The 22,979-nt window shown below is 48.0% G+C and carries 12 protein-coding genes and 1 pseudogene; 8 read left to right on the plus strand and 5 right to left on the minus strand.

Going from position 1 to position 22,979, the window contains the following annotated elements; translation table 11 throughout:
• From Xsze_RS10065 to Xsze_RS10085, 5 genes are all read right to left on the minus strand, one after another.
• Window positions 1–4,083, minus strand: a 4,083-nt coding sequence (locus Xsze_RS10065) for a DUF6531 domain-containing protein (RefSeq protein WP_099139125.1), incomplete at its 3' end; no start/stop codon positions are given.
• 11 nt (window positions 4,084–4,094) lie between these two features.
• Window positions 4,095–4,451: a DUF4150 domain-containing protein gene (locus tag Xsze_RS10070; RefSeq protein ID WP_038240787.1), complete on the minus strand. Its 357-nt coding sequence runs from the start codon at window positions 4,449–4,451 to the stop codon at window positions 4,095–4,097.
• Complete coding sequence (locus Xsze_RS10075) at window positions 4,444–5,661, minus strand: DUF2169 family type VI secretion system accessory protein (protein WP_038240785.1); 1,218 nt, start codon at window positions 5,659–5,661, stop codon at window positions 4,444–4,446. Before Xsze_RS10075 ends, Xsze_RS10070 begins: the two co-directional genes overlap by 8 nt.
• A gap of 15 nt (window positions 5,662–5,676) precedes the next feature.
• A complete protein-coding gene (locus tag Xsze_RS10080; protein ID WP_038240784.1) occupies window positions 5,677–7,863 on the minus strand; it encodes a type VI secretion system Vgr family protein in 2,187 nt (728 codons plus the stop codon).
• Window positions 7,864–8,593: 730 nt separating this feature from the next.
• The gene (locus Xsze_RS10085) at window positions 8,594–9,811 is read right to left on the minus strand and encodes a tyrosine-type recombinase/integrase (protein ID WP_038240782.1); all 1,218 of its coding nucleotides are present in this window, start codon (window positions 9,809–9,811) and stop codon (window positions 8,594–8,596) included.
• Between the two features lie 354 nt (window positions 9,812–10,165).
• On the opposite strand from Xsze_RS10085, the pseudogene Xsze_RS10095 reads away from it, so the two are divergent.
• From Xsze_RS10095 to Xsze_RS10130, 8 genes and pseudogenes are all read left to right on the plus strand, one after another.
• Window positions 10,166–11,381: pseudogene (locus tag Xsze_RS10095) on the plus strand (tyrosine-type recombinase/integrase).
• A 437-nt stretch (window positions 11,382–11,818) separates the two neighbouring features.
• Window positions 11,819–12,025 (plus strand): helix-turn-helix transcriptional regulator, encoded by a 207-nt coding sequence (locus Xsze_RS10100; RefSeq protein WP_012987855.1) that lies wholly within the window; start codon window positions 11,819–11,821, stop codon window positions 12,023–12,025.
• 98 nt (window positions 12,026–12,123) lie between these two features.
• Window positions 12,124–14,541, plus strand: coding sequence for a toprim domain-containing protein (locus tag Xsze_RS10105; protein WP_051462526.1), 2,418 nt, complete (start codon window positions 12,124–12,126; stop codon window positions 14,539–14,541).
• Between the two features lie 611 nt (window positions 14,542–15,152).
• Window positions 15,153–15,578: a DcrB-related protein gene (locus Xsze_RS10110; protein WP_038240781.1), complete on the plus strand. Its 426-nt coding sequence runs from the start codon at window positions 15,153–15,155 to the stop codon at window positions 15,576–15,578.
• Window positions 15,579–15,590: 12 nt separating this feature from the next.
• Complete coding sequence (locus Xsze_RS10115; RefSeq protein ID WP_244590072.1) at window positions 15,591–19,799, plus strand: RHS repeat-associated core domain-containing protein; 4,209 nt, start codon at window positions 15,591–15,593, stop codon at window positions 19,797–19,799.
• A 31-nt stretch (window positions 19,800–19,830) separates the two neighbouring features.
• Window positions 19,831–20,550, plus strand: coding sequence for a barstar family protein (locus tag Xsze_RS10120; RefSeq protein WP_038242494.1), 720 nt, complete (start codon window positions 19,831–19,833; stop codon window positions 20,548–20,550).
• Window positions 20,551–20,933: 383 nt separating this feature from the next.
• Window positions 20,934–21,425, plus strand: coding sequence for a hypothetical protein (locus Xsze_RS10125; protein WP_038242491.1), 492 nt, complete (start codon window positions 20,934–20,936; stop codon window positions 21,423–21,425).
• Window positions 21,426–21,447: 22 nt separating this feature from the next.
• On the plus strand, window positions 21,448–22,830 hold the full coding sequence (locus tag Xsze_RS10130; protein ID WP_244590073.1) for an RHS repeat domain-containing protein: 1,383 nt from the start codon (window positions 21,448–21,450) through the stop codon (window positions 22,828–22,830).
• Window positions 22,831–22,979: the final 149 nt, after the last annotated feature.

Genomic DNA, 22,979 nt, shown 5'->3' on the forward strand with positions numbered 1-22,979 from the left:
CCCGCCCAATAAGCCGATCGGATCAGGCGAGATGTACTGCGCCGTCTCCGGCGAGTAATACCTAAACCGATTATAATACAACCCGCTCTCTTCATCCTCATATTGCCCTGCAAACCGTAAGTTACAGTTTACATGATAATCCGCATCGTTCGACGCAATGACCTGCGATTTATCCGCTTTGCCCCACGTCCTCAGCCGCTGTGCCCAGACCAGCGTGCCGTTTTCGTTGAGCATCTCGCGCGGCGTGCCTTGATGGTCGCTCACCACATAGTGTAGCTTACCCTTTTCATAGCGGGCAGACGGGGTGAGTGCCCCCGGCTCGTACAGCCAGCGTACCCGGCAATCCAGTGCCAGCGAGCCATCGGCATACACCGGCGTCTCCTCAATTAGCTGGTCGCCGCTCCACAGGTAGTCCTGCCCATAAATTTCCGTGGCGCGTGGGGTTAAGTCCGGTTTGCCAGCGAGCCATAACTGTAAATTAGCTGCGGTCAGTTTGCCATCGTGAATTTTCAGTTTTCGGATACGTCGCCCAAAAGCATCGTAGCGATAATGCCAGCGCGAGCCATCCGGTGTTTCGCAATGGGTAAGCTGATTCTGTGCATCCCAGCGGTAGCGCCAGATTTGTGGGCGGAAACCATCACGCTGTTCGGTTTTTTCCACCAGACGACCATTGTCATCATAGCGATAGCGGATATCCCCTTGTTGCACGACCCGCCCGGCTTTCTGATGCTGAGTAATTTGTTCCATTGCGCCGTAGGCATCGACAGGCAGGTGCTGGCTCAGGTTGCCGTTGGCATCATAACTGAATTGCTCTTCATGCGGACGATTGCCGTCAAACAGGGTATTGAGGATTTGATCATTACTGTTATAGCGATAACGGGTTTGTCCCCACCGGCTGTCGTCAATCACGCGCACATTATGTGCACGGTCATATTGCCAGCTCCGGTTGACCGCAGAGGCTTGCGGCGGAAAATGCGGGTCATTTTGTGCCAGTGTTTCCCGGAAAAATTGGGTGGCCTGTCCCGCCGACTGATGCGCGAGCAATCCGGTTGCGGTATAACGGCTGGCAAGGATAAACCCGTTGGTACTTTCCCGTACCGTTTCTCGTCCCAGTACATCATGCTGGAAAGTCAGTGGCGCATGTTGGTTGAGCTGAAAATGATTCAGAGCCCCCATGGGGTTATAGCCCAAATGCAGAGTGTTGCCATCCACGCTTTCACTGACAGGGCGTCCGGTCAGCTTATCCCATTCACGAATGATTTCCCGACCGTTGATACGCTCACAGGTCGGCAGACCCGTGGTTTGGTCATACTCATACTCGACAGTAGCATCGGCATTAGTGGCTTTCACCAATTGATACCGTTTGTTGTATTCGTAGGTGGTGGTGTCTTTCAGTACGAGCTGGTTTTCTTCCGGCTGCCAGCTTTCCTGTTTGACCAACAACCCTGCACTGGAATAGTACCCGCGCAATTGCTGGCCATCGGGGTATATCGTGTGTGTTCGGCGTCCCAGTTTATCGTACTGATACGTCAGAGTACGCCCGGTAAAATCGGTTTCACGGATAATCTGGCCAGCGGCATCCCGCTCGTAACGGTAAGTTTCCCCCGTGGAGGAGGTCACGGTATTTAGTCGGGTGAGTCGGTCATAGCCAAAGTGTAGGGTGGTGCCATCCGGGCGGGTCATTTGGGTCAGCAGGTCAAACGCGCCGTAGGTGTAGCGGGTGGTTCGGCCTTCACCGTCCGTAGCCGCTGCCACGCGATGCTCGCCGTCATACTCCAGTTTTTGAGTGACGCCATCGGCGAGGGTGATTTCACTCAGACTGCCATTAATGAGGCTGGCATGGTCAGGGCTGTACTGATAGCGAGTTTCCTGTTTCAGCGCATTGGTAAAGCAACGCAGGCGACCCAAAGCGTCCAGCTCCAGACCGGTGGTTTCACCATCTGGTGCCATCACGGCGGCGAGGCGTTGGTGCTCGTCATAGGCGTAGTGCCACGTCCGGCCATCCGGAAGCAGGCGCTGGCGCAGTTCACCGTGAAGGCCGTACTGGTATTCGGCTCGATGGCCCAGCGGGTTGGTCAGTGCCGTCAGGTTGCCTTGCCCATCATAATGCCATTGCCAGCGTTCACCGGTAGGCAGGTAGCTTTCGGTCAGTTGACCGTGTTCATCATAATTATAGGTAAAGGTGTCCCCCGTCGGCAGCACCACTTCGGTCAATGCCCCGTCTGCATTGTAGTCAAAGGTGGTCATCTGCCCTGACGGGTCACTTTCCCACATCAGCAGGCTGCCCCGCCACTGGCGACGGGTAATGCGGCCCAGCGGGTCCATTTCCCGTATCACCAACCCGTTCGGATCATAGTGGTAGCGGGTTTCGCCCCCTTCGCCGTCCAGATAGGTGGTTACGCGGGCATTGTCATCGTAGCGGAAGCGGTCGTGCCAGTAACCGCTGGGAGAGGTGGTGCTGAGTACCCGCCCGCGTTCGTCATAGGTTATCGTCAGGTCAGTCTGGTCGGTATCATGCCAGCGGATCATCCTCCCCTGCACATCATATTCATGCCACAGGTGGTTGTGCTGGAAGGCGTCGCACTCTTTCAGATATCCCTGTGAATCATATTGACAGGTCAACAAACATTGTTCGGCAGGCTGGCCTTCGCGGTTTTCCTGCATCGTGATCGTGTGAAGCCGGCCGTCCAGATAGTGCAGGCTTAACCGCAGGCCGTCATTGCGGGTGACGGCCGTCAGTTGTGACTGCTTATCGTAGATAAAATCAATCCGGTTCTGACGTCGGTCAGTGATAGCAGACAATTTTCGCGTGTTGCCTGAAATCGGGTTGAAATGGTACGTCAACTGGGCGCGGCGGTCGGTCAGGCACAGTTCGCCGGTCAGTTCTCCCGTCAGCAGGCAATGAGGAAGATTATGGTTACGGGACAAGACCCGATTATCCGGTGTGGCATAATCGTAGATCACGCCATCGGTATGGGTATAGTGCACTTCCCCCTGACTGATAACCAGTTTCAGTGACCAGTCATCCGCCCATTTGGCACCAAACAGACCGTGTAAATCCGCCGTGGAGCGGTAGGTTCGGCTGAGGTTTATTGGCAACAACCCCGGAATGGCGAGAACCGGCCAGACTTGCAGGAAATCGCCGGTGGCCATATCGACCGGATCGCCCTCTGTACTGGACAGCTCGTTGTCATTGCCCTTTTTTTTGCCGGAGGGAGCAGCGTTATCGGCGGGCTTTTCAGTTGTGGGTTTGACTTCCGTTTTCGGGGATGTCGGGGGTTTTTCTTTGATTATAGCCCCAGCGGCAGGGTTGGTGTTTTTAGCCGCCAGTGTACCGGCTTCTACGACCTGTGCTGCCTCACGGGATTTTGTCGCCAGTGCACCCGCTTCTGCCACTTTCGCGATTTCGGTTGCTTTAGTCACTGATCCCGCAGTACCTGCACCTTTTATCGGGCCGATAAGCATGGCAATTTCAGCGGTTGTGCCGCCAATACGTTGTCCGGGTGTGTCCAGTGTCATCTTGTACTCGTCAAGATTAAACTGTTTGGCATTCGTGCGGCCGGCATCGGCGACTTCGCCTATCACTTTAGCCTGTTTTTCGGTGTCAGGGTTGCCAAATACTTTCCCCCAGAAAGCTAACGAACGGGCTGATTCGTCCGCTTCACGAGCTGAGTTCAGCATTCCGCCCTTAATGGCCATTTCGCCCAGCCCCACGGCGGTATTACTGACGGTTTTGGCAATGCCTTTCTGCTGTTCAATCGGATTCCATCCGCTTACGGTTGACAGGTCTTGTTTTGTTTCTTTGGCTTTGTCTACGGCAGCGTTTCCTAACGCTTTTCCCATTGTTTTCAGCGCTTCCCATGCACTCATTTCGGGTTTGCTTTCCGGTATCACCACCGGATTCGCCTCATGAGGCGGATTCGCTCCCTGTGGTGCCTGACCGATGATTTTACCCTGCGTGTTGCCCTCACCGGTTGGGTTGTCACTGCGTGGTTTTGGTGGTAAGGCCGTATTGGGTTGTGGCGGAACGTATTCGCTCGTTTCTGACGACACTTCCTTTCGGTTAGATTTATCTTCTGACATGGTTTCCTTCCTTATGCTCCATTCATCCAAAATTTATCCCCGTGACGCAGCACCAGTTTGTTGCCGGCCCGCACCGTCTTGGTATGCTCCTGCGGATGGCATTTACCGCCGACCGTGCCGCTTTTGACGCCATTCGCCACACCGGGCTGGTCACCGATTGTGGTGGGTACAAAACTGCGGGCAAACACCACCACTGGCTTGCCATTGGCACGCACGGTTTTTTCCGGCACCGAACTGTCCGCCAGTTTCGCGATGACCGGATACGGGATTGGCGGCGTTGATGAGCCCATCGGGGTTTTGCACACGTCCGGCAGAATACCGATTATCAGCCATTCGCCCGCGGTTCGGGCGATGTAGTTATCAGCCATCCTTTTTCTCCTCTTCCAGTGGGGCGAGTTTGAGCAACGGTGCTTCCGGATTGATTTCAAACCGGGCTTCAGCGACCCGCACGGGCAGGGAGGTTTTGAAGCTCAGTCGGCAAGTCATATGCAGCGTCCTTGCTTCGCTGTCGAGTATTAACGTGTCCGTACGCATCGGAACAGGAAGCAGAATGCCGTTTTGCATCCGCAGCAGAATAAACGGACGGTGCCCCGGCAGGGTGACATGCAGTTCACCATCTGGCGTCAGGCCGCTTAACATGATGGCAATATCGGTTTCCGGCCAGTCGATCTGTTGGTCAGCCGGTGCACCGTTCCAGTAGCCGAAGTCAAAATCTTTCGGCAGATAGGGATGACGATGTGCCAGCCAGTCGGCATCGTAAGTGCCGGCAAGCTGACGGCGGGGCAGCCACGGACGGCCGATAAAGCCCATGCCCTGCGGTTGGCTGGCTGGGATATCGGGCGATAACGTTCCCTCCAGTTGAGCGACAAAATGCTCAACGGTAAACGGTGCATCCGGCCGGGTGATACGTGGTGCCGGGTAGCGGGTGGATTGTTTGGCCTCGGCATACCACGGCGTGATAAATCCACTACCGAGAGGATTGCTTTCACAAGTGGCGTGAGCGATCGGTGCTTTTTCTCCGTCAGGATGCTGCTGGCGTTGTTCGGGCGTGAGCCGGTCACGTTCCCGGAGGTGCTGGCTTGCTTCTTCGTCAGCATAGATTTTGCACTGACCGCCAAAGGCATGGCGGTAATCCAGCGGCAACGTTGCAAAAGGTTTCGGCGTGGTCAGTTGCCAGTGGCCATCCGTATTGCGGATAAAGTCCCGTTCGCCACTGACTGACAGGGTTTTATCAAGCAACGTTTGCCCCCGTTTATTCTGCACCTGCAATCGCACGGGGAATTCGGTACAGGGCCGGCCCTCCGGTGCATAAGCTATGCCGTTGACAATGACGTCACAGCGCGGTTTAAACGGGGCAAGGTCACTTTCCCGCAACACCTGTGAGACATTCATCTGCCCACGGTATTCATCCTGTAAACACAGGGGCGGTGCGGGCAATAATTCAGCGCTGTATTCCCCCTGTCCGGCAGGCAGGAGCTGATAGCCGATTTTTATCACCACAACGTGATGTTCGGTATCTTCAATATCGAGCATCTGATAGTTCATCACCGCAAAGGGGGTCAGGTTACGAAATTCCATCTCAATCCGTCCTTTCTAGTTCAGGTCGATATCTTTACCGGTGATTTGCACCGGGCCGCTTGCCTCAAACTTAAACTCACTGCCCTTAAGGGTAATTTTGCCGTTGCTGTCCATGCGCAGGACGCTTGCGCCACATTTCAGCTCAATCACATCGCCGGTCGTGATGGAAAGGGTATTGGTGATGGTCTCTGCCTTGTGCGCACCGACCTCGATAATGTAGTTTTTGCCAGTAATCAGTTTGCGTACCTCCTTTACCGTTTCCGTGCTGTTGAGCGTGACCGTTTCCTCTTTGTTCTCATTGATCGTGATGATCTGATTTTTCTCCACTGTTTCGCTGTGGTTGGCGATAACATGGGTATCGCGGTTGTTGAGAACCTTGGTGTACATGTCTTTCTGCGCGTGCAGTGACAGCAGTTCGCTGCCTTTGGCATCCTCAAACAGCAGTTCGTTGTAGCCCTGTCCCTTATGGGTTTTGGAGCGGAACGCCATCTGGGTTTTGCTGCCCGGCAAGGCACCCGGCGGGATGTTGCTGGCATGGTAGGTGCGGCCGGTGACTATCGGCTGGTCGGGGTCGCCGTGCAGGAAATCCACCACCACTTCCTGTCCGATACGTGGGATGGCCAGCATCCCCCAGCCCTGACCTGCCCATGGCTGGCTGACCCGTATCCAGCAGGAACTCTGGTCGTTGCTCTTACCGTACCTGTCCCACGGAAATTGCAGACGCACGCGGCCGTACTGGTCACAGAAGATTTCTTCGCCGGCCGGGCCGACTACCTTAGCGATTTGTGGGCCATCCATCACTGGTTTGGGCAGCGGTGCTGGGCGCCAGTTTTGGTTCTGGCGGATGAAGTAGAAGTGGCTGTGCAGCGTGGTGCCGCTGCCGCCAGTTGTCGTTTCAAGGGCACCCGGCTGGCTGCCGCTGTGGCTTGCGGAGACGGTTTGCCATGACTGATTCAGGTCTGCCCGTGGATGGTTATCGAGGATGAACAGTTTGCCCGGTTGCAGGGCTATCGCATTGCCGCTGCCCTGTCCGGTCACGGCGTCGCTGCGCAGTGCCTCCAGCCGATAGCGGGTAAAATCCTTGCCATGGGCTTCGTCCTTGAAACGGCCGGGGTAATCGTAGTGCTCGTAATACAGTTGTTGCAGATTTTCGTCCCGCATTTGCTGGTGAAATTCTGCTGGCCACGCCGGGTTCTTGAAGGTGTAATCCTTAAGCTGGACCTGCGCCGGGCGTATCTGTGCGCTGCTGGTCAGGCTGTTGACAGCCGGTTCACCCAGCGTACTGCCCTCACTCGGCTGATAGGGCAGGCGTATGCCCGGCGGCACTGAACCGCAGTCGTCGGCGAATACCAGCGTGTTGCGCCCGTTACTGCATTCGAAGAAGTAGAAAATGCCCTCTTCCGCCGTTAACCGTTGCAGAAAGGCAAAGTCACTTTCCTGATACTGCACGCAGAATTCGCGCGCCGGATGAGGATGGCGCAGGCTGAAGATCACATCGCGGATGTTATGTTCTTTCAGGATAGTCGTGATGATGGTGGCGATATCCTGCTGCTGGAAAATGCGCGAGTTCTGTCTCAGGGTCGTGCGCCACAGGTCAGGCCGGATAGTCATCTGGTAGGTGGTCTGGTGCAACCCGGTGTTACCCTGCTCAAAGCGGGAAACGATCCCCGTGATGCTGCGTTGTTCGAGACCATTTTGCAGAATGGTCAGTGTAGCGGTGCGATCCAGTACGGCCGGAAAGTCGATAGCCGGGTCGGCACTCGCCAGTCCCACACTCAGGCTGAACGGCTGGGAAAAACTTTCGTTCAGGGTGAAATCGGTCACCACAAACGTTTGTGGCGGTAAGTTACCTGCGGTCAGGGTAAATTGCAGGCCACTCGGGTCACGCCCGCCCATCAGCATCTGGCCGACTTTTTCCAGCGCTTTGGTGGCGGCATTTTGTCCCCCGGCTGAGCGTTCTGCCAGCCCCTGTCCCCCAGTAAAACCGCCGCCTGGAATTAATCCCGCCGTGCCTGAAATGCCACTTCCTGAACTGCCGCCTATTCCGCCGGCAAAACCGCCACCCGGGATTAAACCTGCTGTTCCTGACATGCCGCTGCTCAATTTGCCTGCAACCTGTTTCGCTTTCTGAACAGCTCCTTGTCCCTGCTGAACAAGGGCTTGTCCTTTCTTCAATTTATCGATGTTCTTCTTTATTGACATGGTGTGTCTCCCTGAGATGATGGAATGTTATGAAATAGGCTATCCCGCCTGATAACAACGCAGGCCATAACATTCGGGCACAAGATTTAAATCTAACTCACATTGTTTCCGACAAATTTGTTAATTAAGGACGCAATAGGTTGTTTTTCGATAATTTGAAGGGACTTTGTGTCCGAATATATCGACTGATCCGTGATAAATAAAATGGGGGCAATAATAAATAACGAAGGAGTAAAGACCAAATTAAATCAAGTGAAATAAAAAATGGCATCCGACAATTACAGTGTAAAAAGTTAAAATGATTGCGGTTGAAAAATAATATTCTTAGATAGCGTATGTGATTAATGTATAGAACCACTTAATATTTATCCATAAAAGGTGTTTTTTCGTAACGTCATGAAGTAAAAATAAAAAAATAGGTAACGGGTTTGACAAAATCATGATCATATTAAGTTTATGAACTCGATCACAAAAAAACTGCTTTTAGCAATGAGATTTTTTATTTCATGTTTTTTCGTTTAATAAAAAACATAACTATGAATGATATATTTGCATTGAATATATATGCCAGCTATTAATTCAAATGAAATTAAATATTGAGATGAGCTAAATCCTAAATAGAAACAGAAAAATTAATATTTGGCATATTTAGCAATATGAGGATTAAGTTAATTCAAATAACTCAACTTTGTTAGACAATTGCCTGGATTTCAAAGGGCAGTTTTCTGCCCTATAGTGATAGTAACTTATTTTCCCATTGATCTATAATTTCCCGTTTTTCTTTCAGATAGTCGTAACGGTCATAGTGCTTGGATGAGACGCCGGGTTTTTTATGGTTCTGCAACCGATCCCTCATCTCAGAACTGATCCCCATCTCTCCTGCAAGCGTTTTAAAAGTTCGCCTGATATCCCTTGGTGTAAATTTTTCAAAATCATATCGAGCACAAAATTTTCGGATCTGTTTGGCATATTCCGCAGTGAGTAAATGACCTTCTTTAGTATCTCCGGGAAATAGGAATTCTGAGTCTGGATATTGTTTGGCTTGCTGCTCTAATATTTTGGTGGCGGACTCACATAACGGGATCACATGGTAATCACTATTTTTGGATATATGGGGTGGTACTGTTAGCGTGTTATTCTTTTTATCCCAATTATCTTTCGTATTAGTCATTATTTCCCAAGGGCGCTGACCAGCGGTAAAAATACAGAGTAACAGCAATCGGCCGTAATCTGGATTGATTGGAAATATTGTCCGAGAAACTTGGAACAATTCCAGAATTGCTTTCATTTCATCCCACGATAGAAATCTATCTAATGCCCTATCTGCACCTTCTTGTCGCGGAACGATAGTCACAGGGTTTCGATCTAGCCCATAGATAACTTTCTCGTTCAGCTTGGCTGGGTCATTGTCAGCAAATAGACCAAAATTAAATACAGCATGAAGATTTGAACGAGCCTTATTTGAGCCAGCAACAGCACCACGTGATATAAATTCCGCCAGTACTCTTTTAATGTGGTCTGGGGTGATATCTTTTGCTGGAGCATTTCTATCAATGTGTTTGCTATCTAATACTTGATTTAGCCTGTATTCGGTTTTGTCGTATGATCGTTTTCCTCGGCGTTTTTGGTCAGAAATATAATCTTTAAATAGCTGCTCGATTGTAGCGTGGTTTATAATGATTTTTTCAGGAGAGGACAACTTTTCTTGGGCATCTTGAGCTTTTGATGTTGCCTCAGCCAGAGTCAGTGCAGGGTAATCACCCAAGGTCAGGAATTTCCTTGAGCCATTAAGGTGGTACTTGTAAACAAAGACTTTTCTACCAGAAGGGTAGATTTTTAACCCTAACCTACCTGTTCCACGAGTTGCTGATGCCTGCCAAACGTAGTAGGCCTGATCTTTAGGTTTAATGCCTTTTATCTTGCTATCGGTAAGGAGTAATCCAGCCATAATTACGGGTGCTCTAATGGGTGTCTTAGTGGTGAAATAGTATGATATAGGATGACATCATTCAATATGTTAAATTCATTTAAAATCAAAAAGATGAAATGTAATGAAATCGATAGAAATCACCTAAAATCATAAAAAATTGCCCTTCTAAGCCGTAGGTCACAGGTTCGAATCCTGTAGGGCGTACCATCCATTCATATCTTAACGTCTTCCAAAGTCCACAAAACTCCAGTAAATACGCATTGTTAGCGCTTTTCCGTTCTTCTATAGTCCAGTCAGGTAGGTTGAAATCCACGATCTTATGGGGGTATATTTAGGGGTACGTTCAGGTTCAATGAAGTGAGATACCCCCAGATGAAGTTAACAGCCCGACAGGTGGACACTGCAAAGCCGAAAGAAAAACCTTATAAACTTGCAGATGGTGGCGGACTATATCTATTGGTTAACCCTAATGGCGCTCGCTATTGGCGGTTGAAGTACCGGATCGCAGGCAAAGAAAAATTACTCGCATTAGGGGTATACCCTGATATCTCCCTCGCAGAAGCAAGAACCAAGAGAAACGAAGCACGGCGGATGCTATCGGATGGTCATGATCCGATAGAGGAAAAGAAAGCTGAAAAGGCAGCCAAAGTGTTTGCGGTCAGCAATAGTTTTGAATCCATCGCCATTGAGTGGCACGAGCATAAACGCCCCAACTGGTCAAAAGGGTATGTTGAAGACATTCTGGAATACCTGAAAAAAGACATCTTCCCGTATATTGGCAAACGTGCCGTTACCGAGATTAAACCCGCCGAAATGCTGGCTGTTCTCCGAAAAATGGAGCAACGCGGTGTTTTGGATAAATTGAAAAAAACCAGACAGGCCTGTCGGCAAATTTTCACCTATGCCGTGATTACCGGGCGGGCTGAGTTCAATCCCGTTACTGATCTTGCCAGCGCACTTAAAGCACCGAAGCAAAAACACTTCCCACACCTTTTAGCCGACCAAATGAATGAATTCCTCATCGCCTTGGCGGGCTATACCGGAAGCGAAGTGACTCAGTCTGCGACACGTTTATTGATGCTTACCGGCGTGCGTACCATCGAATTGAGAGAATCAGAATGGACTGAATTCGATTTCGATAAGGATATCTGGCAGATACCTGCTGAGCGAATGAAAATGCGCCGCCCTCACATCGTCCCGCTATCCAATCAGGTTAAAGCCATTCTTATCAAACTTCACTCTATTACAGGGCGTGGGAAATACGTTTTCCCCCGGGCGTAATGATGCGGGTAAACCGATGAGTGAGGCCGCCATTAATCAGGTTATTAAACGCATTGGTTATGATGGCAGGGCAACCGGCCACGGCTTCCGCCATACCATGAGTACTATCCTGCATGAACAAGGTTATAACACGGCTTGGATTGAAACTCAGCTTGCTCATGTTGATAAGAACAGCATCCGGGGAACTTACAATCACGCCCAATATCTGGAGGGGCGCAGGGAAATGCTGCAATGGTATGCGGATCATATGGAGATGCTGGAACACGGTGAAAATGTGCTGATCGGAAAAATTGGCAAAAGGGCGTAAAGATACGGTGATTTTTTAAACGCCTGTGCCCGGGGCACAGCAGCCTGTTTTTCATACTATCTACAGATGGTTGATAAAAGAACGTAAAGGTACGGTTGCTTTTTACACCACGTTGGCAGTGCCAACAGAGCTATTTTTCGTACCAGTCATAGGGGGATGGTGCTTTTTTATTCTTTGTTGGCAGTGCCAACAAAGTTATTTTTTTATACAGAACATGGATGATGGATGTTTTTTAGACTGTGTTGGAGGCTCCAACAGTGACTGTTTTTCATACAGCATACAATTCGGGAGTTGGTACTCCCTATAAATTGATAAATTTCACAAATGGAGTAAACAATTAACGCTGTTCATTTAATCTTGCTTTTTAAATAATCCGCCTGTCATCAAACAACGTCCACGATGAGCGCTCAAGGACTCGGTAACAGGAGAGAAAAAATATGACAATGACAGCACCGAAAGAAAATCTTATTCGTTTGCCCGAAGTTCAACGCAGAACGGGTTATAGCAAGGCGTGGATCTACAAACTGATTAGCGATGGGGAATTCCCGAAACAAATTAAACTCGGCTCCCGTTCCATCGCGTTTATTGAATCAGAGATTGATAACTGGATTGCGCAGCGGATCGCAGGTTCACGAGCGGCATAACACATAACATAAGAAACGTAATATAAAAAAACAACGCCCCAGTGTGCGACAACACAACTGAGGCGTCTGACCAACAACCGTTATACGAGGTAACGATGATGGCTGATATACAGCATACCCAAACTCACCCTAAATTTACACTTTCAGATAAAACTGCTCGTCAAAAATCGCTCGATCTGATCCAGACCGTGAAAAAATCCGCCATGTATCATTGGGAAAATCTGCTGCCTGCCTGTGGTATTGATATTCCGGCAAAAGATAAACATGGTGCCTGCCCGATTTGCGGCGGCACTGACCGTTTTCACTTTATTGATGATCACCATCATGGCAACTGGTATTGTCGCCAGTGTGACATACCGAACTACGGCGATGGGCTGGATTTGGTGGCAAAAACCAAAGGAATTTCTATTACTGAGGCGGCGAAAATCATTGCGGATGTACTGGCATTACCCTTGCCCGAACCCAAGCCAGCCAGAAAAACCACTCAACCAACACAGCCGATTGCCGACAGAGTAGCGGCCCTGATGGCGCAGACCGTTACCGGACAATCTCCCTATCTGACCTCAAAAGGGCTGCATTGCCCTAATCAGCGGTTATTGCCTGATAATTCAGCAGTGTTGCGACTCGCAACATTGGACAAAAAAGTAACAGGCGCACAGATCATCAAACCGGATGGCGAGAAAAAATTACTCACCGGTAGCCAGAAGAAAGGCGCGTTTATTCCTTTATCAACGCTGGAAGAGAACCCTGATACCGTCATCATTACCGAAGGTTACGCCACGGCACTCACGGTTAACCAACTCTGTAGTGGCGCTGTTCTGGCAGCACTGGACGCGGACAATCTGCTCTCCGTTGCTCAATCAGTCAGGGAACGTTGGCCGGATACGAAAATTATTATTGCTGCCGATAACGACTGGCATCATCCCAGTGAACTGGATAAGAACGGTAAACCGAAAGTGAATACCGGTAAAATCTCGGCAGAAAAAGCCTCTATTGCGGTTAATGGCTGGATCACGTTACCGCCGACAGATCATAAAGCCGATTGGGACGACTACCGCCAACAACACGGTGTAGAAACGGCAAAGCTGGCGTTTGTTCAAGGGCTTTATCAACCGGCACCCATAACGAAAAAAGCGGTCATTCAGCCCAATGATACCGAATCGTCAAAATTAACATTATGCCAGATGGGAGCCAGTCAGCGCGGAGAAGTGTTACTGGCACGTTATGACGGTGATTTGGCATTGGATGGCGCTTCGGAAACCGTTCATCACTATGATGGTATTATCTGGTGTCCGGTCAGTAACCGCGATTTACAGCGGGAAATGGTGGCGGCTTTTATGGAAGAAAAAATGCCGTACTCACCGCACGGTATCAGCGCTGCTGTGGATGCACTGAAATTACAGCTTCCCATGATGAACTCGCCAGAACGCCATTTAATCGGGTTCCGTAATGGGGTATTTGACCTGAAAATCGGTCAGTTCCGGCCTCATCACAAACATGACTGGCTGCTGCTTGCTAACGACGTTGAATTCAATTCCCCCGTTTCGGGGGAAACCCTGCAAAGCCATGCACCTCAGTTCTGGCACTGGCTTAACCGTGCAACAGGCAGCTGTGAAGACAAAGCAGAGAGAGTGTTGGCCGCGCTGTTTATGGTGCTGGCGAACCGTTATGACTGGCAGTTATTTCTGGAAGTTACCGGCGCTGGAGGCAGTGGCAAAAGCATCTTTGCTGAAATTTGTTCAATGCTAGCAGGCAAAGGCAATACGGTTTCTGCCAGTATGGCCGTACTGGAAAATCCACGGGAACGCGCACTGGTTGTGGGATATTCGTTGATTATTCTGCCCGACCAGACGCGCTATGTGGGCGATGGTTCCGGCATCAAGGCGATTACAGGTGGGGATGAAGTCGCCGTTGACCCGAAGCACAAACAGCCTTATTCAACCCGCATTCCTGCTGTGGTGCTGGCGGTGAACAATAACGCCATGAGTTTCAGTGATCGCAGTGGCGGAGTGTCGCGGCGTCGGGTGATTTTCAACTTTTCCGAAGTGGTGCCGGAGAATGAACGCGATCCGCTTTTGCGGAACAAAATCGCGGCAGAACTGCCCATCATTATCCGACAACTGCTGCATCGGTTTGCTGATCCACAAACGGCAAAGCGTTTACTGGCAGAGCAACAAAAATCCAAAGAAGCACTGGATATTAAACGGGGTACAGATCCTTTGGTTGATTTTTGCGGTTATCTGGTGGCTTCTCATGAAGCGGATGGCCTGTTAATCGGCAATGCGGAAATCGTGCCATTTAATCCCCGTAAATACCTCTATCACGCCTACCTTGCTTATATGAAAGGTAATAACCTGAATAAACCGGTTTCCGTGACCCGATTCGGTATGGATATGCCCGGCGCACTGGCTGAATACAACCAGCATTACCTGCGTAAGAAAAGTAAACAGGGTATTCGCAGCAATCTGAGCCTGAATATCGATACCGCTATCGAATGGCTGCCGAAACTGACATGAAATAACCTGCCAGAAGAATAACTTTTTTCACACAGATAAAGATTTCCTAAAAAATAGTAAAAAGTGTTCACTACTGTTCACCCATAATTTAAATCATATATATCAAGGTATTATAGGGTGAATAGTTTTTTTAAACTGTTCACAAGTCTTCACCCCTGTTCACCTTTTTAAGATTTAAAGGTGAAGGGTTGGGTGAAGAGTGGTGATGAGTTGGATTTCAATTCATCACCCTCTAACGTTATGAATTTAAATATAAATACTCAGAGGTGAACAGGGTGAACAGTTTTACCTCTAATTCTTTAATAGGGAGGGGTAAATAAAAATGGTTTTTCTGGCGGGTGTAGTATTTTTCCAGATCTCTGATTTATCTGGTTAATGTATTAACCAGATAAATCAGAGAAGGCAAGCGCAGCGCGTCAGTGTGATTTTAGTTTGAAGCATTAAGTTAAATTGACACTAGGTGATAATCTGATTTTATTTATAAATAGAAGTTAATCACAATTTCCGTGCTGATTCCTTATTCACTCTGGAGTTCATAAATGTGGCTGTTATATCCTGCCTTTAATCATGTTACTAAAACATAAATTTATTTTTAAAGAGGCAAAGGAAATATGGAAACACGCCCACGCTGTTTGTTCTCGGAAGGCAGTATTACTCTACCGGAAGGTTATCAGGAACAGACCGTCAATATTATTATCGCTCCCAATGTGCCCGCACTGAATATCAGCCGCGATCAGTTAAATGAAGGGGAAGATTTAGCCGGTTATATCATCCGCCAGAAGACGTTGCTGAAAAACGGTCTGAAAGACTGGCAACTGCTTGAAGAACATCCCGCCACACTAGGTGACAACTTGCTACAAGGTCATTTATTGCTTTCCCGCTACCGCCCCAAGAAAGGGCAACAGGTTTACCAGTATCAGGCGGCATTTCAGCGGGATGAGAAAAAAGTGCTGATTTTTACCCTGTCATCCCAGCAGGCCTTCACTGACTCACAGCGGCAGTGGCTGGATGACTGTCTGACAAGTTTTCAGTTCTAGGGAGAGAACGTTATGCCAGAAGCAGCAAGGTTGGGAGATACGATAGGCCATTCCAATGCAATGGCCGGCTTAATTGGTGGAACTCTCATCGGCTCCTTAATTTCTGCCGCAGGCGGAATTGCCGCCGGATTTCTTTTTGCGGCAGGGGTGGCAGCTTCATGTATCGGGGTCGGCGTTTTGTTGATTGGTGCTGCCATTGCTGTGGGAATGGCAGCAAGCGCTTTAGGGGATAAGGCGCGTGATGCTGGTGTTTCAATAGGGGCATCGTCGCAAAGCCCCACCGGAACGATTGAAACGGGTTCGCCCAATGTCTTTATCAATAACAAGGCGGCGGCCATTGCAACACGAAGTCAGGTGGCATGCAGTAAAGAAAATGGTATCCGCCAGATGGCGCAAGGTTCGGATTCCGTACTGATTAACGGATTTCCTGCATCGCGGGTGGGCGATAAAACCACCTGTGATGCCGCCGTGATGACAGGCTCTCCGAATGTCATTATCGGTGGGGGGACAAAAACAACAGAAAAAATCACACCAGAAATCCCCGAATGGGCATATACCGCCTCTGATTTAACCATGTTTGCGGCGGGATTGTTCAGCTTTGGCGGAGCCGCCGCCAAAGGCCCCGGCGCATTGCAAAAGCTGTTCAGCAAATTGCCGGGGGCGGATAAAATCCGCAAATTTGCGTGCCGGTTTGGGTGGCTTGGCGTGGCATTGCCGGTGGTGGGCATTTTGGCGAATCCGGTTGAAGTGATTGCCGGCCAAAAGTTTCTGAATGATGACGATGAACTGGATTTTGTTTTTGAGGCTGAATTCCCTCTCTACTGGCAACGCAGTTACCTGAGCAGCTATCAGTATGACAGTGTGCTGGGTCAGGGCTGGAATTTATTCTGGGAAAGTCAATTAATCCGCGTTGAAGAGGGCATGCTTTGGCGTAATTTATCCGGGGATATCATCCCGTTCCCGGATGTGCCGGAAGGCCACCGTTGTTTCTGCCCCGATGCTCAAAGCTGGCTGATACACACGGAAGATGGCGAATGGGAAATCCGTGATGCGGGCGAATTGGTTTACCACTATGCCGTTTTTGACAATGATGGTATCAGCCGGTTAAGCCACATTCGTGATAATGTCGGCAATGAGCAACGATTCCATTACAACGACCAGCATCAGATGGTCAATATCACCGGTTGCGGCGCAATGAATCTGCACTGTGATTATCAGCTCATGGAAATCAATGGCAAAACGGTTTCCCGAATTACCACCATCTGGCGAGAGTTGTATAACGGCCAACGTGTGCGTCTTTGCCATTATCGCTACGATGAGAACGCCCGGCTTATCGGTGTCAGCCATCGCAATGACCATCTCCAGCGTCAATTCGGCTGGACTGAACACGGTATGATGGCATGGCATCAGGATAAGCGTGGTCTGCGCTGTGATTACGCATGGGAAGCCACCGAAGAAGGTTTGTGGCGTGTTATTTCCCAGAAAACCAGCGAAGGCGCAGGCTACCGACTGGATTATGATGATGAAAACCTGACCCGCACCGCCCATTGGCATGATGGCTCTTGTTCCGTCTGGAGATTGAACGAGGATCATCAAATCATTCATTGTGCTGACCGTAATGGCACAGAGCACCATCTCTTGTGGGATGAGTTTGGCCTGCCGAACGGATACAAAGATGGTGAAGGTCATACCCGCTCAGGTGAATGGGATAAATTAGGCCGGTTGCTGGGCATGATCGATGGCAATGGCAATCAGACACAGTGGCAATACCAGAATGACACGGACAGGCTGGCTTTCATTTTCTGGCCGGATGGCACAGAAACGGCGCTGGAATATGACGAGTTCGGGCGTCTGGTCAGCGAAACGTCACCACTGAAACAAACGACCCGTTATTATTACAGCCTGAAGACGTTGCGCCCTCATAAACGCACGGATGCCAAAGGCGGCGATAGCCATTTTATGTGGAATGGCCAGGGGCAGTTAATCAGCCATACCGATTGTTCAGGGCAAAGAAGCACATGGGGCTATGATGATGAAAATCGGCTGAGCCGTTTTATCAATGCCCTGATGGAAAGCGTTCGTTATCACTATGACGATGCCGGACAGCTCTCAATGGTGACTTACCCGGACGGCTCGACAGAGCAAATGGTGTGGGACAATGCCGGTCGGCTGACGCATCACCAGCGCAATGAAAACACCACCCGTGGTTGGGAATATAATGCATTGGGACAGGTGGTTTGTGCCACTGACCGTCTGCAACGCCAAATCCGTTATCATTACAATCCCGAAGGCTATCTGGTACAGATTGAAAATGCCAATGGCGGCCGCTATCAGCTGAACCGTGATGCAGAAGGGCGTTTGATTGAAGAAATCCGCCCTGACGACACCCTTATCCAGTATGAATACAATGCTGCCGGTTTGTTGCGAACTGAAAAACGCATGGGTGATCGGGTATTCCGGCAACCTGTCCGCGCGGTTTACCTGCATTACGATGCTGCAGGCAACCTGATTAAACGGGAAACCGGCACCGACAATTACCAGTACCAGTGGGATAACATGGATCGGTTACTGGTCGCCTCCCGTGAACCGAATGCCACGGGAAAACAACTGGGGTTATTACCGAATACAGTCAGCTTTGCCTACGATGCATTGGGGCGGGTGATCAGGGAACAAAACGGCGAGGATATTATCCAGTTCAGCTACGATGAAATGGATAACCTGACTGAGCTGACTCTGCCACAAGGTGATACCCTGCGCTGGCTTTACTACGGCTCCGGTCATCTCAGTGCCATTCGCCATAATCAGCAGATGATCACCGAGTTTGAGCGGGACAATCTGCATCGCGAAACCAGCCGGACACAAGGGAAGTTGTTCCAGTTCCGCGAATATGATCCGCTGGGGCGTCGAATCAGCCAATACAGCGTCAGGGATAAATCAGCGGCTATTGGACAGGGCAAACCGTGGCGTGCGTGGCATTACGACCAACAGGATGATCTGTCCCTGATGGAAGACCATTACCGTGGCTGGGTGGAGTACCTGTATGACTCGGAAAGCCGGCTGAAAAAAGTCACCAGCGTGGACAGCTTTGAAGAAATGCTGTGGTACGACCGTGCGGATAATCTGCTTGAACGTCCGCAATCCACGATGGAAAAAGAGACGGAGCAGAAAAAATACCTGACTCCACAGGGTGACAGGCTGAGTCAGTGGAACCAATGGCGTTATGAACATGATGCCCACGGCAATGTTATCAGCCGTGGGACAAGCAGCAGTAATCGACAGGTTTACCGCTACGATGGGGATAATCGCCTGACACTCGCTGAAGGCAACGGCATGAAAGCCATCTATCATTACGATGCCCTTGGACGGCGTATTCGTAAGGTGGTAACGACATGGCCGACAGGGACACCGCAACAGGAACAGACGGATTTTGTCTGGCACAGCCTGAAATTGTTGCAGGAACGCCATACCAATACGGGTAAAACCCAGACCTATTGTTACGAATCTCACGAGAGTTACACACCGCTGGCCTGTATCGTTGCTAAAGGCACTGTGCATAATTATTTCTGGTATCACACCGATATCAACAGTGCACCGCTCGAAGTGACGGATGAAGACGGCAAAATTGCATGGTCGGGGAAATATGACGCTTTTGGCGCCGTCAACAGCACCACAATGGCCTATTTTACCGATACGGAACGTTCAACCCGAAACTTTGACCAGAATCTGCGCTATGCGGGGCAATATTTTGACAAAGAGACGGGGCTGCACTTTAATACATATCGATATTATGCCCCTGAGATTGGTCGGTTTATTTCGCCAGACCCGATCGGGTTAAATGGTGGGTTGAATATATACGTGTATGCTCCTAATCCTTTGTCTTGGATCGATCCGCTTGGGTTAGCAAAACAAAAGAAAAAGCCAGAAGAATATCCGGCGAAAACTAAAAATGCATTTAATGAAGCATTGGAGAACATTAAAAATGGAGGTGGTGTTCCGAGATTAGATGATTACGGAGCCCCTAAAATATATCAAGGAAGAGAGTGGCCAAAATGGAAAGGGGCGGTAGAGTACGAGGTCCCTGGATTAAATCATAAACACAGAATATTAAAATTAGATGGTATTGACTCAAAAGGAAATCCATATTCAAAATATGGTTATAGCCTAGATCATTACGAAAAAATCCACTCAGATTGGGAACGTATGGGAAGAAAATCATGTTAATTTGTAAAAGTTTTATTTAAGGAAATTATGTATGCCATCTAAAACTGTATTAGAAAGTGATGATTTGGATATTGGAGAAATTGAACTTCTCCATGTAAATAAAGTTGGTGAAAATTATTTGTGTTTCTTAAAGGGAATAAGTTATTATAATGACTATGACTTTCATTTCTTTAATAAAAATAAATGCTTAAATATAAAAAGAGTTGGCGGGTATGAATATCTTGCCTCCCTATTTGTTATTGATCAGGCAAAATTTATCGATAAAAATAATAATGTGATTATAATGGCATCCTCAGATTCTTGGGTGAATTGTAATTATGTTAATTTGTATTCCCAAATGGTTTCTTCATGGAATAGTTATGATAGTGTTTATCTAGATTGGGCTGATTTGTCCAGTAGAAAAAAGAAAGTATGGTTGGATCTTAGCGCTGATTGGAGTGATCTTAAGAAGAAAAATATTGAAAATGATATTGTTGTTGATTGCTCTCGCATTACTGATATACCAAGTTTATACTGTTGTTTAGGAGAGTCCATATTAGGAAAGAAAGGATATGTAGGTAGAAATCTAGACTCTCTTGAAGATTGTTTAATTGATATTAAACACCAAGGTAAAAAAATAATTTTTAAAAACAGTAATCGGATTTTTACTATTTTTAATACAGCATTAAATAGAAAAAAATATCAAGATGATTATGTTTCTATTATGGCGAATATATTTAAAAAATATGGATTTAAGGTTGAGTTTATGTGATTTTCATAGATAGGATCTTAAGAATTAAGCAGGGCGGGAGCATGAACGTTTCTTGAGCTTGAAATGTATGTTGAGTAACCATAATTAGGATGAAGATCACTCAATCTGGTCTTGTTAAAGTATCAATTAGTGTTTTATTTGCACGATTAGTTCAAAAACCAGCCTTTCATGCTCTCACCCTGAGTCAGTTCCTATTAACAGAGTTAACTTATCAGATCCTTTACCTCCGCCTGCAACAGGAGGAACTTATGGTAGTAATCTGAGTAAAAAGTTAAATTCAAAGCCTAAAACTCTGATGTTCCTAGAATTAAATTGCCTGAAACGGGTACTCCCAAAAGGCCTCAAATAGTAAGTAAAAATAAAAAAGCGGGTGGTAAGTGTTAATGAATATGAAAGAATTACAAGATAGATGGATTGATAATCAACTAATAGGATTAGATATTATTTACCATCATTCAGGTATTGTGAAAAACATAGATATTGATTTTATTAAAAATGATAAATTAATACATACCTTTCAGAAGGAATATAGTCTTTCATATGAAGGGGAAACGACATTAACTGAATTGTTTGGTAATTATGATGATCCTTGGTCAGAAATCCAAGTAAATAACAAAGTGTTATTGAACAATGACCAGATAGTGTTATGTGGTGAGGGGGAAATGGGAAATGAAGGTTTTATTGTAAAAACAGACACAAATAATAATATTAAATGGTTTTTATATTCAACAACATCAAACCCATTTGTGAATATAAAACAAAAAGATAATATGGTTTATATTCAATCTACATCCAATTTTTATGCTGTTTTAAATTTATCCAATGATGATGTTTTTCTTCTTAATGAAGATATTTTCACATTGAGAGAAGGCTAAATATAAAAAAGCTGGAAGAACCATGAGATCTTCCAGCTTGCGCTGGCTTTACTACGGCTCCGGTCATCTCAGTGCCATTCGCCATAATCAGCAGATGATCACCGAGTTTGAGCGGGACAATCTGCACCGCGAAACCAGCCGGACACAAGGTAAGTTGTTCCAGTTCCGCGAATATGATCCGCTGGGGCGTCGAATCAGCCAATACAGCGTCAGGGATAAATCAGCTGCTATCGGAAAAGGCAAGCCGTGGCGTGCGTGGCATTACGACCAACAGGATGATCTGTCCCTGATGGAAGACCATTACCGTGGCTGGGTGGAGTACCTGTATGACTCGGAAAGCCGGTTGAAAAAAGTCACCAGTGTGGACAGCTTTGAAGAAATGCTGTGGTATGACCGCGCGGATAATCTGCTTGAACGTCCGCAATCCATGATGGAAAAAGAGACGGAGCAGAAAAAATACCTGACTCCACAGGGTGACAGGCTGAGTCAGTGGAACCAATGGCGTTATGAACATGATGCCCACGGCAATGTTATCAGCCGTGGGACAAGCAGCAGTAATCGACAGGTTTACCGCTACGATGGGGATAATCGCCTGACACTCGCTGAAGGCAACGGCATGAAAGCCATCTATCATTACGATGCCCTTGGACGGAGTATTCGTAAGGTGGTAACGACATGGCCGACAGGAACACCGCAACAGGAACAGACGGGTTTTGTCTGGCATGGATTGAAATTGTTGCAGGAACGCCATGCCAATACGGATAAAATCCAGACCTATTGTTACGAATCCCATGAAAGCTATACGCCGCTGGCCTGTATCGTTGCTAAAGGCTCTGTGCGTAATTATTTTTGGTATCACACGGATGTCAATGGTGCACCACTGGACGTCACGGATGAAGACGGCAAAATTGCGTGGTCGGGTAAATATGATGCCTTCGGTACCGTCAACAGCACTACAATGGCGTATTTTACTGATAGAGAACGTTCATCACGGAACTTTGACCAGAACCTGCGTTATGCGGGGCAATATTTTGACAAAGAGACGGGGCTGCATTTTAATACTTATCGATATTATGCCCCTGAGATTGGTAGGTTTATTACGCCAGATCCCATTGGGTTAAACGGTGGGTTAAATCTCTATACGTATGCACCGAATCCAATAGGTTGGATAGACCCTTGGGGTTTAGCTAAAGATAAAACCTATACTGTTACCCGAAATATGAATGCCATAGAAGCTGAGAAAACAAGAAAAGCCGGGGGCTTAGTTCCGGGCGAAACAAACGGGGTTCCTGATAGAAGAGCTAAATGGGTTAATATTGATGGTGCTAACTATGATAGAACAACGAATCCTAAGCCAACACACACAGCAACTCTTGAAGTTACAAAAGAGGGATATGATATGTGAATGGCAAAGATGTTGTTGAAGCTGGACAATAGTCTAAACAAACAGGAAAAATACTACATAAGCCAACAAATGAGCCAGGTGCAAGAGGAATAGGCCGTGATTTGCTAGATAAGTTTAATAAAACGATAAAGAAAATAAGTGTAAATTCT

The sequence above is a fragment of the Xenorhabdus szentirmaii DSM 16338 genome, from assembly GCF_002632585.1.
Classification (GTDB): Bacteria; Pseudomonadota; Gammaproteobacteria; order Enterobacterales; family Enterobacteriaceae; genus Xenorhabdus; species Xenorhabdus szentirmaii.

Coding starts and splice junctions, on each gene's coding strand:
- Xsze_RS10100 (WP_012987855.1), top strand. CDS start 11,819: ATGACAATGACAGCACCGAAAGAAAATCTTATTCGTTTGCCCGAAGTT.
- Xsze_RS10075 (WP_038240785.1), bottom strand. CDS start 5,661: ATGGAATTTCGTAACCTGACCCCCTTTGCGGTGATGAACTATCAGATG.
- Xsze_RS10125 (WP_038242491.1), top strand. CDS start 20,934: ATGAATATGAAAGAATTACAAGATAGATGGATTGATAATCAACTAATA.
- Xsze_RS10115 (WP_244590072.1), top strand. CDS start 15,591: ATGCCAGAAGCAGCAAGGTTGGGAGATACGATAGGCCATTCCAATGCA.
- Xsze_RS10080 (WP_038240784.1), bottom strand. CDS start 7,863: ATGTCAATAAAGAAGAACATCGATAAATTGAAGAAAGGACAAGCCCTT.
- Xsze_RS10110 (WP_038240781.1), top strand. CDS start 15,153: ATGGAAACACGCCCACGCTGTTTGTTCTCGGAAGGCAGTATTACTCTA.
- Xsze_RS10120 (WP_038242494.1), top strand. CDS start 19,831: ATGCCATCTAAAACTGTATTAGAAAGTGATGATTTGGATATTGGAGAA.
- Xsze_RS10105 (WP_051462526.1), top strand. CDS start 12,124: ATGGCTGATATACAGCATACCCAAACTCACCCTAAATTTACACTTTCA.
- Xsze_RS10130 (WP_244590073.1), top strand. CDS start 21,448: ATGAGATCTTCCAGCTTGCGCTGGCTTTACTACGGCTCCGGTCATCTC.
- Xsze_RS10085 (WP_038240782.1), bottom strand. CDS start 9,811: ATGGCTGGATTACTCCTTACCGATAGCAAGATAAAAGGCATTAAACCT.
- Xsze_RS10070 (WP_038240787.1), bottom strand. CDS start 4,451: ATGGCTGATAACTACATCGCCCGAACCGCGGGCGAATGGCTGATAATC.